Raw genomic sequence first — 12,303 nt, 5'->3', positions numbered from 1 at the left:
TGTTACGCTAAGTTATCTCCTCTCTAAAAAGGCTTTAATCGATCCATGAAGTCCATACCGTTTACGGGTGTTCGTCGGTTCAGTACCGGTTTTTTCTCGTTGTTGCACGCCTTTCGTTTTCTCGGTGGCAATCCCTCGCTCCTTAAATATGTGGCGATTCCGTTTGTGATCAATGTTGTGGTGTTTTCGGCAACGTTGTATTGGGGGGTTGATTTGTTCAACGGCATGGTTGGTGAGTATCTTGCACCTCAAGATGCTTGGTACTGGCAGATTCTGGCGGTTGTTGTCAAAGTCATTGCAGGGTTATTAACGGCGGTGATTGTGTTTTTTACCTTTACTGTGGTTGGTAACCTGATTGCTTCACCATTTAACGATATCCTTTCCGAGCGCACCGAAGAGATTTTAACCGGCCAGCCGAATACCGAGCCCTTTTCGCTGAAAATGTTTATGGCCGATGTGTGGCGGGTCCTCAGGGATGAACTGCGCAAAATGTCAATTTTTGTCGCGTTGATGGTTTTTTTGTTGCTGTTTAATATGATTCCTGTCGTCGGGTCACCGGTGTACGCGTTTTTTTCTGTTGCCTTGACGCTGTTTTTTCTGGTGGTCGAATATACCGGCTTCGTTTTTGGTCGCAAGCATCTGGGTTTTGCGGATCAAAAACGTTTTATCAAAGGAAATTTCATGGCCTCCGTTGGTTTCGGTCTGGCTGTGATGTGTATGTTAATGATTCCGTTTGTGCAGTTTGTGACAATTCCCATTGCAGTGATCGCCGCAACCCGTTTGTGCTGTCTGTGTGATCCGGAAACGGAATTGTCAGGGCGTTAACTTTCTTCTTACCAAGGAGTATTCATTCATGGGCGCACCGGGAACAACGAAGTTTCAGATCGATTTACGCAGGCATTTACGTGAACGAAAAGTCGAACGTCGACTCCGTGAGGTGATCTGCGAAATCGCTGAAGCTTCCAAATATATTATCAACTCAATTCGAACCGGTGATCTGGGTGTGGCAGGTACGTCCAATCTTTACGGTGAAGAACAGCTGGCACTGGATGTGCTCTCTGATCGTATTTTGCAGAAACGTTTGAAAAATTCCGGTGTTGTGTCCAATGTTGTTTCTGAAGAGAACAACGAAATCATCAACTTCGAGTGTACTAATAAAGTCTGTTATTCGGTTGCCTATGATCCTCTTGACGGATCGTCACTGGTTGATGTCAATCTGGCTGTCGGCACGATTATTTCCATCTATGAGGGGGATAATATCTTGCAGTGTGGACGCAACCAGGCGGCAGCCATGTACATTCTTTACGGCCCGCGGACCACGCTGGTGTATTCGACTGGAGATGGCGTTCATGAATTTGGCATGAATCAGTTGATGGAATACACCCTGGTTAAAGAGAATGTCACTATCGATAAGGTAGGTGGTATTTACTCTCCCGGCGGTCAGCGCAATCTCTACACGTCGGGAACGGAAGCGTTTGTGCGCTCACTGGAGGAAAAAGGTCATAAGCTGCGTTATAGCGGAGGGTTTGTTCCGGATATTAACCAGATCCTGATGAAGGGGCGTGGTATTTTTATGTATCCGCATCTTCAGGGGCGCCCAGATGGTAAGTTGCGTCTGTTGTATGAACTGAATCCGATGGCTTTCTTGATTGAGCAGGCCGGTGGTGCCGCTTCAACCGGGAGCAAGCCGATTCTTGATATCGATCCGGAGGGCATTGATGATTGCTCGCCGGTGTTTATCGGTTGTCGTGAAGATGTGGCGCTGGCCGAATCGTTTATTGCCCAGGAATAGTGTGTGAGTAATTTTCGCGGTGGTTATGCAAAAAAAATCCGATGTGGTTAAGCCGCATCGGATTTTTTTATTGTCGAATAGATGTGATTAACAGGCTATGCAGCCTATGGCTGGGAGTTTTACACTTTGTGTTAAGCCTGATTTTGGCAACGGCACAACGCAAGCTGTTGGCCGAGAAACGTGCTGAACAGTTCAACCAGTCGGTACCCCCAGGCATTAAAATGTTGGCGACCACTATGGCTGGTGGTAATCACGCCGCACAGTTGCTCTGTGACCATTAAGGGAACGCTGATGATCGATGTTTCGTTTTCTAACAGGTCGGAGCCGAGGTCGAGGGTGGTGCAGTCGTCACAGTCTTGCATGGTGCCTTTTTCCAGAGTGGTGCGTATAAACATATCTTCAATGCGGGTTGCATTGCATTGTTTCGGAATTCCTTCACAATCAATGGCAAGCACGCTTCCCAGTGGGGCGTTTTCCAGCAGCGTGAGTTCTTGGGGCGGCAACGTGTAAATGCAACAGCGGGTCGCCTTGATGGAGTGGTGCAAAATCTCCAGGGCATTTTCCAATAGCACCTGTTCGGTCAGACGGTGAGCCGGTAATTCTCCCAGCCGTTGCAGCGTGGATAAGGACTCAAGCAGGTCGTCAAAGTTATCCGAGAGATTGAGAATAATGTCTGAAAAAGGGTACTTATTGCTCATCTTGTCCTCCGCAGCCGGTAATGAGTTGGGCCATTTCGTGTAACGACTCAAGCTGGTCGCGCGTATCGGAGTAGACTTTTTGAACATGTTCCATACTGATCACCGTTTCCGGGATGACTAGGCTGGCAAAGGGATCGCACTGTTCGTGATAAAGCGTGTCGGAAAGCTGGGAACTGATCCAGATCAATTGAGTCAGCGGTGAAGATGTTTCAAGGTCGTCATCGCAGGCCAGACCGTTTAAGGCTTGAGAAATGGGCTGGGGAAGATCCCAGGCTTCCGCCAGCAGATTGGCGGCCTGATGGTGGTTAATGCCGAGCTGATTATTGATGCGCTCGCTTAAACTGCCTTGGCTGGAGGCAAAGACTTTTTCCATCTCCAAGGGAAAACAGTGCACCAAGGCCTGTAAACCGAGATTATGTAGTAAGCCCGCTGTGTACGCTGTGGCCGGAGCCGGTTTTTCCCGTACAAACAGAAAGTGGGACAGGCTTTGCGCCATACCGGCTGTTGTGACGGCATTAAACCAGTAACGGTGACAATTAAACAGGCGGCTCTGTTGAACATCAAAATTGCCGCTTAAAGCCATGGCTAGAGACAGACTGCGGGTGATCGCCAGTCCGAGAACGCGAATGATCGCTTCGCGCACCGTGGTAATCTCGCCGCGTTGTCCATAGTAGGCGGAGTTGGCGCAGCGCAGTATTCGCGCGGTTATCGCCGGACTTTTATTGATGATGCTGACCAGGTCGATCAGATCAACCTGCTCATCCGAGACGATCTGGATGATTTCCCGACACAAGCCGCTGGGTGGCGGGAGTTGTTTAATCTTTCGGATGCTGTCGACAACGGAACAATTCATAAGCGCTTTACAAATCCTCAATTCATTGTGTTCGTATCAGTTGTTCTCAAGAAATTCAGCAATCTTTTCAGTGAGGCCATCCACATCCAGACCGTGCAGTTTTAACAGCTCGTCGTGACTTCCTTGCTGAATAAATTCATCGGGTAAGCCTAGGCGCATAACGCGCGGATAGAGGCGGTTTTTCTCCATCAATTCCATTACCGCACTGCCAAACCCGCCGGCAAGAACATTTTCCTCCAGCGTAATGATGTTACCGGTACGACGCGCTTCAGCAATCAAGAGTTCCTGATCGAGTGGTTTAAGGAACCGGGCATCGACAACGGCAATTTCAATGCCTTTTTCAGACAGTTTAACAGCAACATCCATGGCTGTCTCGGCAAAGGTACCGATGCTGACCAACGTGGCCGCCTGACCCTCGCGTAGTTTTTCCCCCTGACCGATGGTAAGTGGTTTGAAATCATCGGTTTGCTGCAAGCCCAAACCGTTGCCGCGTGGGTAGCGATAAACAAAGGGGCCGTCGCTGGTGGTGGCTGTGAGCATGGCGCGTTTCAGCTCCAACTCGTCGCGCGGGACGGCAACCGTCACATTGGGAATATGGCGCAGATACGACAGATCAAAGACGCCGTGATGTGTTGGCCCGTCAGCGCCGACCAAGCCTCCCCGGTCCAGGGCAAACGTGACCGGCAGGTTTTGCAGGCAGACATCGTGTAACACATTGTCATAAGCCCGTTGCAGGAAGGTCGAATAGATGGCAACAACCGGGCGCAGTTCTTCACAGGCCATGCCTGCGGCCAATGTGACCGCATGTTGCTCGGCAATACCGACATCAAAGAAACGCTTGGGAAAACGTTCGGCAAAGGGAACCAGGCCGGTGCCGGTGCACATTGCAGCCGTAATGGCCACCAGACGCGAATCTTTTTCCGCCAATTGACAGAGATACTCACCGAAAACAGAGGTGTAACTGGGGGGGGCTCCCGTTGTGGTTTTTACTTTGCCGCTGGTTTTGTCAAACGGTCCAACCCCATGGAACAGGGCTGGGTTGTCTTCAGCAGGTTGGTAGCCTTTGCCTTTGCGGGTCACTACGTGGATCAATGATGGGCCATCGAGGCGCGAAACGTTCTGCAGGGTTTCAATCAGCTCATCCATGGAATGGCCGTCAATCGGACCGACATACTCGATGCCGAAGGCTTCAAACAGCATCCCTGGAGTGACAAACGCCTTAAAGGAGTCTTCGGTGCGTTTTGCCAGTTGAACCAAGTCTTTGCCGAAGCGCGGCACACTCTTGAGGAAGATCTCGGTCTCCCGTTTGAAACGGACAAACAGCCGTGACGTCATCTTGCGACTGAGAAATGAGGACAGGGCGCCGACGTTGGGTGAGATCGACATCTCATTGTCGTTGAGAATGATGATCATGTTGCGGTCGAGGTGGCCGGCATGGTTGAGCGCTTCAAAGGCCAGTCCAGCCGTCAGTGAACCGTCGCCGATCACCGCAACCACTTTATTGTTGAGCTCTTTGCAGTCGCGGCCAACCGCCATGCCCAGAGCTGCGGAGATCGAGGTGCTTGAGTGACCGACATCAAAGCAGTCGTGGGGGCTTTCCTTGCGTTTGGGAAAGCCGCTGATTCCGTCAAGTTGACGCAGGGTGTTAAACAGATTCAGACGACCGGTCAGGAGTTTGTGGGCATAGGCCTGATGGCCGACATCCCAGATGATCTTGTCACGCGGTGAATTCATGACGTAGTGCAGGGCGATTGTCAGTTCGACAATGCCCAATGAGCTCGCCAGATGCCCACCGGTATGGGAGACCGTGTTGATAATTTCATCGCGCAGTTCCTGCGCCAGGACAGTCAACTCATTGAGAGAGAAATCCTTCAGGTCTGCCGGTGTTTCCAAATTTTCAAGTAAATGACTCATAAGCTGTATATTGTTTTTCTCAACGCTACGACGAGCGATTAATAATGTAATGCGAAATTTGTCGCAAAGGTTCTGCCGCATCTGCCAGCGGCTCCAGCGCTTTCAAGGCTTGTTGGTGCAGTTCTGTGGCCCGGCGGATCGATTCGCTTAAACCGAGAACGGCCGGATAGGTAGCCTTACCCCGTTCCTGATCACTGCCGATATCTTTACCGAGCTGTTCCTGATCTCCGGTGATGTCGAGAATGTCGTCGGCAATCTGAAACGCGAGTCCAGCGAGTTTTCCGAACCGGCTTAAGGCTTCATATTGTTCCGTATTCGCACCGCCAAGCAGGGCTCCGGCACGAATGGAGGCGAGGATTAAGGCTCCGGTTTTATGGGCGTGAATATAGTCCACCGTCGCCAGATCCGGTTGCTCCATCCCTTCTGCTTCCATATCGACAATTTGACCACCGACCATCCCTGCTGCTCCTGCGGCACGGGCCAGCAGTTGAATCACTTCACGGCGGGTACGGTCATTGATTTGTACTGAGTCAGACGGAGCCGACAGCACAACAAAGGCTTCCGTCAGCAGGGCGTCTCCAGCGAGAATGGCTGTGGCCTCACCAAACACTTTATGGTTTGTTGGTTGTCCACGCCGTAAATCATCGTCATCCATCGCCGGAAGATCGTCATGGATCAGTGAATAGGTATGGATCATCTCCATGGCGCAGGCTGCTGGTAGCACATTTTCGATATCTCCGCCAACCGCTTCACATGCCGCCATCATCAGGATGGGACGCAGTCGCTTGCCCCCGGCAAAAACCGAATAATGCATGGCTTCGTGCAGTTGGGTGGGGTGCTGTTGTTTTGGCGGCAGAGTTTGCGCCAAGGCCTCCTCGACGCGTTGGCGCTGGCTGGTGAGATAGTTTTTCAAATCCATGAGTGATTCCGTATCGCTGAATACCGTGATGATGCCGTTTTACAGGTCCAGAGTTTCCGTTGTGAGCTGTTGGTTCTGGTCCCGGGTCAATTGTTCAATTTTCAGTCTGGCACCCTCCAGGGCTTTTTGGCACTTCTGGACGTTTTTTACGCCGGTCTCAAACTGTTTGAGTGCCTCGTCAATGGGCAGATCGTCCTGCTCGAGATGTTCGACACAGGCTTCCAGAGTTTTAATGGCGTCTTCAAAAGAGGGGCCCTTAGCCATGATATCTTTTCTCCTGTGGATTTACCCTGAACGCAGTCCTGTGAGACGCTGTCAAACAGAGCAGGTTGAGGTTCAACCCAGGTTCCAGATTTACGTTTACGTTAAACACTTGATTATGGCCGTTTCGCTGCAGTGAGTCAAGATGGATCGACGGGAGAAACGGCGTCGATCGTTGCCTTGGCCGAACCCTGATGAAATTGTAATGAAACCCGTTGTCCAACGTGCAATTGATCGGCATGACGCACTAGGGCCGGTGGCGTGTCTTCGGTTGCTACAACGCTGAATCCCCGCTGCATGGTATTGAGTGGGCTGAGGGCGTGAAGACGGCCGGCAAGCTGCTGTAACTGGTGCTGGCACCGTTCCAGATCGTGAGCAATGGCCTGTTGCAGACGGCGGGCCAGATCATCGCAGCGTTGTTGTTGCTGTTGCAGGCGCGCCTGTGGACTGCGCAACCGCTTGCTTAATGCTTCGAGATGTTGTTGTTTGAGGGTTAACTGGCGGTTCATTGCCGTATTGAGTCGGATGGACAGTTGATCCAGGTGCTGTTCAAGTTCCTGGCGATTTTTTACGACCAGTTCTGCCGCCGCACTGGGGGTGGGCGCCCTTAGGTCGGCAACAAAATCGGCAATGGTGAAGTCGGTTTCATGGCCCACTGCTGAGATGATCGGGCATGCAGAAGCGAAAATCGCCTGCGCCACCTCTTCGCTGTTGAATGCTTGCAAATCTTCCAGAGAACCACCGCCTCGACCGACAATGATCGCTTCGCATTGGCCGTACTCGTTCAGTTCCTTCAGTGCCATCACAATCTGTTGTGGTGCCAAATCGCCCTGAACCAGAACGGGGCGCAATACGACCCGTAAACCGTGAGCGCGGCGTTGCAGGATGTTGAGAATGTCGTGAATCGCCGCTCCGGTGGCAGAGGTGATCACCCCAATGCATTGCGGGTGTGGCGGCAGAGTTCTTTTGTGCTCCAGAGCGAACAAACCCTCTGCGTCGAGTTTCTTTTTCAGTTGTTCAAAAGCCAACTGCAAACCGCCGTAACCTTCGGCCTCCATTGTATCGCAGATCAATTGGATATCGCCACGGGCTTCGTAGAGAGAAATACGGCCGTTGCAGATCACTTGCTGGCCATGCTCAGGTTGAAAGGGCACCTGGCGGTTAGCGCTGCGAAACATCACGCTGCGGATCTGCCCTTTTTCATCTTTGAGGGTAAAATACCAGTGCCCCGATCCTGGACGTGACAAGTTAGAGATCTCACCACGAACACGCACCTGAACAAAATTGTCTTCGAGTGTTTCGCGGATCAGTTCATTGAGCTGGCCAATGGTGAGGATCGGGGGGGCTTCAATAAGCATGGGCGACTCTTATCAACGTGTCAGAAAGAAAAACGATGAGGTTTTGTAAAACCGGCTATGTTGTTTGGTCATCACGAGTTAAAAAATAGGGTTAATGATGAACGGCCGGGGCGGCAGTGTGTTTGTCAGAGCTTGGCACAGGTGGATGGACAAGTTGGCTGATTGGAACGATTTCAACATCAAAACGTTGTGGGTCGGCAATAAACTGCTGCAACGCCTCAATTGTTTGCGGGTACGGGTGGCAGATGGCGATAGCACTGCCGTGACGGTGGGCCAAGGTGACCAAGCGGTCGAGTTGAAAAAGAATTGGTTCGACCTGGCGCACATTGTCGAGAAAAACATCGCGCAATGCACAGCTCAGACCCAGTTTTTGCGCCTGTTGGTAGGCGACGGAATCTTTGCTGGTGAGGCTGTCGACAAAGAACAGCCCTGATTGCTTCAGGGCCAGCAGCACCGGGCGCAACTTGTCAGCATGCTGGGTAAACTCAGAGCCCATATGGTTATTGCCGCCAATGGCATAGGGGAGGGCGGTAATAATATCGTCAATCCGCCGTTTGATCTGACTGTCAGATTGATGAACAAAGAGCCCCAAGGGGCCTGGATTGTTTTTGGGATAACTGACTGGTTCCATCGGGATATGGATCAAAATCTCGCTGTGCTGCTGATAAGCCAGATTCATAATCTCCGTCGAATGGGCTTCGCCAGGAATGATAGCCAGGGCCAGCGGCATCTGCAATTGCAGGGCGTCAAGCGCGGCTGCGCGATTGATGCCGATATCATCCATGATGATGGCTACCTTGGGGACATGATCCGGCGGAGTGATCTGGGGCGGTTGCGGCTTGTCTACTTCTGCAGGATACTCTTCCATTGGATAGGTGATGACCGGCTGTGGCTGCTGTTGTGGCACTGGCTCGGGGAGCGACCAGCGGGTAATAATATAGCCGCCGACAAGCAGCAATAGCAGCAGAAACGCCAGCGCGGTTAACGGGTGACTGAGCCAGGACAGGCGGTTGTTATGGTTTTTTTTTGCGGCTGTCTTCTTTTTTGTCGGCGCTTTTTTACGTTTTTTCTGAGTCATGATGCCGCTTGCTCCCCGTCAATCGGACAGGGTTGAAGGTGTTTCATTTGTTGCCAGCCTCGCAGCAGATCCAATGCTCTGAGCAGTTGAAAGTCCGATTCAATTTTATCCGGATCGGCCACGTCCTGTTTTTTAGGATCTAACGGGCTTGGTGGCTCCAGATGGTTGTTCAGATCTTTTTCCTTAGTGAGTTCATAGGTGGCTGTCTTTTTCCAGATCGCTTGTTCCACATTGACATCCGGAACAATTCCGCGTGCCTGGATCGAGGTGCCATTGGGCGTATAGTAATATGCTGTGGTCAGACGGAGTCCGGAGTGATCGGCGAGGGGGATGATGCTTTGTACGGAGCCCTTGCCGAAGCTGCCGGTGCCGAGGATAACGGCGCGTTTATGATTTTGCAGGGCGCCGGCAACAATTTCCGAAGCACTGGCGCTTCCTTCATTGATGAGCACAACAATCGGGTAGCCGGGCTGTGTGTCGGCTGCTGTGGCATTATAGGTGAAGTTATCCGTTTTACGTCGCCCTTCTGTTGAAACGATTTTTCCCGAGTTCAGAAAAAGATCACAGACCTGAATGGCCTGGTCAAGCAGACCGCCGGGATTGTTGCGCAGGTCGATCAGTAACCCTTGCAGTGGCGTCCCTGCTTTGTCGTGTAACGTTTTGAGTGCCGCTTTAAATTCTCGCGCTGTCCGTTGTTGAAACTGGCTGATGCGGACATAGCCGATGGCCGGCTCGAAAAGGCGCTCACGGATGCTGTCCACTCGGATGGTTTCACGCGTTAGGGTGAAGGAGAGGGGCGCTGTTTCGCCGTGACGCATAATCCCCAAAGTGATTTCACTGCCGCGTGGTCCGCGCATCTGGTTGATAGCGTCCATGATTGACATGTCTTTGGTCAAGGTGCCGTCGATTTCGACAATAATATCACCTGCACGGATCCCGGCTCGGTCGGCCGGGGTGTCGGCGATGGGGGCAATCACAGTGATGAGGTGGTCTTTGACGGTGATTTCGACGCCGAGGCCGTTGAATTCCCCCATAGTTTCAATTTGCATCTCCTCAAACATCTTTGGAGGCATATACGCGGAATGGGGATCCAGTTCGCTGAGCATCCCTTTGATCGCTCCTGACATAAGCTGATCCATGGGGGGCTGTTCGACATAATTCTTCTGAATCAGGGTCAGCACGTCAATGAACTGGTCGAGGTGTTCATAGGCACTGAGTTGCTCTGCCGGTTGATCTCCGGAATCTGATGTTTTCGCTTGGGCCAGCACGCGGGCCGGGTCCGAAAGCAAAAGGCACAGACCTAACACTATAACAAGGTGTAATCGCATCGATAAATTATCCATTGCGTGGCCTCAACCAGTCTTTTGGATCGACAGGCGTGCCGCGATGGCGGATTTCAAGATGAAAGCTGTCGCGTTGTTCGTATCCCGAGGTAGCAATGACATCGCCGGCATTGACGATGGTGCCCACGGAATGCTTCAGGTTGGTGACCTGAGCATACAAGCTGTAATACTGGCTGCCGTGATCAATGATGATCAGGTTACCGTACCCTTTAAATGGTGATGAGAAAACCACTTTTCCCGGCCAGATTGCTTTAATTGGTGTGCCGGGAACTGCGGCAATCTCCAGACCGTTACTTTTGTATTTGGTGCCGAAGGTGCGATCCTTGTGGGTGCCGAATCCCTCCCGGACGGCTCCGGACGATGGCCAGGGGATTTTGCCTTTTGCTGAGATGAACGGCTGATTCGTTGGAACATAGGCTGCATTTCGTTTGTCTTGTTTGAGCTTGCTGACCAGCGCCGACAGGTTTTTCGATCGTTCTTCCAGTTGTGTCAGTCGGTGTTTAAGTGCCTGTTGGTCACGTTTGATTTGTGTGACCAGTTGCGCTTTACGGGTTTTGTTCTTGGCCAGGGTTTGTTTGTGTTGTTTTTTTTCGGTCAAGGCCAGTTCCTGGCGGGACAATTCATTGTGCAGATCGAGACGTGCTCGTTGCAACTGGCGTGTTTGCTGACGATAACTGGACAAAAGATTTTTGTCGTGAGCAGCGATGCGGCTGAGAAAATCGAGGTTTTCCGCCAGTTGCAGCGGGGTTTCCGTGGAGAAAATCAATCGTAATGAAGTGATGTCGCCACTGGTGTACAGAGTGCGCAACCGTTGTTCAACATCCTTCTGGGATCGTTTGAGAATCGATTCGTAGCGGGTGATTTTTTCTTCAAGTCCGGCAATCTTCTCTTTGGCTTCCCCCAATGCTCGGCTGGCGTGTCTGACTGCTGCATCACTATTAGCCATCTGTTGTTCCAACTGGTCAAGCTGTTGCAGCAGGGTGCGTTCCTTGTGCTTTTTTTCTTTGATTTCACTGGCTGTTTCAGAGATCTGCTGTTTCACCTGTTGCAGGGTTTCTTTTTTTTTGGCAATTTCATCGCCATGGGCAGAAAAGCCCCCCAGCAGAATCACTCCGACTAAAGAGTGTAGGGCGAGGTGCTTTATCAAGGATTGCGCCGTGAACATTGCTCTAAAGGTCATATCGAGTCGCCGTTAAATCCGGACAAATTTGCGTAATGGCAGTAAGCTGCCGATAAAACCGAGAAGAAGCCCGATGACAATCACGCCAACCTGTACCGTGACTGGCAGAAAGTGGATGTTTTCTGCGGCCGCTGTGGTGAGCAGGGCTGCCAGCCCTTTTTTCAGGAAAAAGTAATACAGCATGTGGCAGCCGCCCAGAGCGAGAATGGCTCCAATGGTCCCTTGAAACGCGCCTTCAGCCATGAACGGCGCCTTGATGAAAAACGGTGTTGCTCCGATGAGCCCCATGATTTCCAATTCATCACGGCGGGCATAGATGGTCAGTTTTATAGTGTTGGAGATGATAAACAAGGTGGCGAAAATCAGGAACCCCCCGGCCATACTGCCGGTCAGTTGCAGCAGGAAAATAAAGGCATCGTAGCGATCCAACCATTCTTGGCCATAACGAAAATTGTGGAATTCCTTATTGCTTTTAAGCAGGGAGATCAGGCTTTCTGTTCCTTCACGCGAGCGGGCACTTTCTTTTAAGCTGACTTCCAATGCGGCCGGCAGAATCTCCGGCATCAGTCCTTCGAGCAGATCTTTATTTTGTCCCAAACGGACCCTGAACCGTTCGAATGCTTCGTGCTGGGAAACATAGGAGACGGATTCGACCTCCGGATAGGTTTGAATCTCTTCAAGCCACTGTTCCAGGGCGCTTTGGCTAGGTACCTGATCAAGATAAACCACCACTTGAATGTCGCGGCTCCACTGCTTGGTCAGGTTTTGCACATTAAGGACAATCAGCGTAAAAAACGACAGCAACATCAGTGCGATGGCGACTGTTCCGATGGTCGCGCTGCACAGCAAGGGACTTTGCTTCATGCTGAAGATGGTGCGCTGAATAAAATATCTTAGCCGTTCCATA

Annotated in this window: 12 protein-coding genes; 2 read left to right on the top strand and 10 right to left on the bottom strand. The window is 51.5% G+C overall.

The genetic code is table 11. The annotated features are described in order from the left end of the window. Positions 1-45 precede the first annotated feature (45 nt). Entirely contained in the window at positions 46-825 is a 780-nt protein-coding gene (gene cysZ, locus DACE_RS03055; RefSeq protein WP_005998230.1) for a sulfate transporter CysZ, read from the top strand. A gap of 28 nt (positions 826-853) precedes the next feature. Further along, the gene (locus DACE_RS03050; RefSeq protein ID WP_005998228.1) at positions 854-1,792 is read left to right on the top strand and encodes a class 1 fructose-bisphosphatase; all 939 of its coding nucleotides are present in this window, start codon (positions 854-856) and stop codon (positions 1,790-1,792) included. A 131-nt stretch (positions 1,793-1,923) separates the two neighbouring features. Here the strand turns inward: DACE_RS03050 and DACE_RS03045 are convergent, their stop codons facing one another. The 10 genes from DACE_RS03045 to ftsX form a co-directional block, all read right to left on the bottom strand. Continuing rightward, on the bottom strand, positions 1,924-2,490 hold the full coding sequence (locus tag DACE_RS03045) for a GAF domain-containing protein (protein ID WP_005998226.1): 567 nt from the start codon (positions 2,488-2,490) through the stop codon (positions 1,924-1,926). Next, entirely contained in the window at positions 2,480-3,343 is an 864-nt protein-coding gene (locus DACE_RS03040) for an HDOD domain-containing protein (RefSeq protein WP_005998223.1), read from the bottom strand. Before DACE_RS03040 ends, DACE_RS03045 begins: the two co-directional genes overlap by 11 nt. Positions 3,344-3,379: 36 nt before the next feature. Continuing rightward, positions 3,380-5,257: a 1-deoxy-D-xylulose-5-phosphate synthase gene (gene dxs, locus DACE_RS03035; protein ID WP_005998222.1), complete on the bottom strand. Its 1,878-nt coding sequence runs from the start codon at positions 5,255-5,257 to the stop codon at positions 3,380-3,382. A 25-nt stretch (positions 5,258-5,282) separates the two neighbouring features. Next, positions 5,283-6,176, bottom strand: coding sequence for a polyprenyl synthetase family protein (locus DACE_RS03030; RefSeq protein ID WP_005998221.1), 894 nt, complete (start codon positions 6,174-6,176; stop codon positions 5,283-5,285). Positions 6,177-6,215: 39 nt separating this feature from the next. Further along, the gene (gene xseB / locus DACE_RS03025; RefSeq protein ID WP_005998220.1) at positions 6,216-6,440 is read right to left on the bottom strand and encodes an exodeoxyribonuclease VII small subunit; all 225 of its coding nucleotides are present in this window, start codon (positions 6,438-6,440) and stop codon (positions 6,216-6,218) included. Positions 6,441-6,577: 137 nt separating this feature from the next. Then, positions 6,578-7,795 (bottom strand): exodeoxyribonuclease VII large subunit, encoded by a 1,218-nt coding sequence (xseA, locus tag DACE_RS03020; RefSeq protein ID WP_005998219.1) that lies wholly within the window; start codon positions 7,793-7,795, stop codon positions 6,578-6,580. A 91-nt stretch (positions 7,796-7,886) separates the two neighbouring features. After that, the gene (locus DACE_RS03015) at positions 7,887-8,873 is read right to left on the bottom strand and encodes a divergent polysaccharide deacetylase family protein (protein ID WP_005998218.1); all 987 of its coding nucleotides are present in this window, start codon (positions 8,871-8,873) and stop codon (positions 7,887-7,889) included. Next, positions 8,870-10,201 (bottom strand): S41 family peptidase, encoded by a 1,332-nt coding sequence (locus DACE_RS03010; protein WP_238326388.1) that lies wholly within the window; start codon positions 10,199-10,201, stop codon positions 8,870-8,872. Before DACE_RS03010 ends, DACE_RS03015 begins: the two co-directional genes overlap by 4 nt. Before the next feature lie 7 nt (positions 10,202-10,208). Continuing rightward, a complete protein-coding gene (locus DACE_RS16980) occupies positions 10,209-11,396 on the bottom strand; it encodes a murein hydrolase activator EnvC family protein (protein ID WP_005998216.1) in 1,188 nt (395 codons plus the stop codon). Positions 11,397-11,408: 12 nt separating this feature from the next. Further along, entirely contained in the window at positions 11,409-12,302 is an 894-nt protein-coding gene (gene ftsX, locus DACE_RS03000) for a permease-like cell division protein FtsX (protein WP_005998215.1), read from the bottom strand. Position 12,303: the final 1 nt, after the last annotated feature.

It is taken from the genome of Desulfuromonas acetoxidans DSM 684 (assembly GCF_000167355.1).
Taxonomy (GTDB): Bacteria; Desulfobacterota; Desulfuromonadia; order Desulfuromonadales; family Desulfuromonadaceae; genus Desulfuromonas; species Desulfuromonas acetoxidans.
This window is presented reverse-complemented; position numbering and strand designations above follow the sequence as displayed.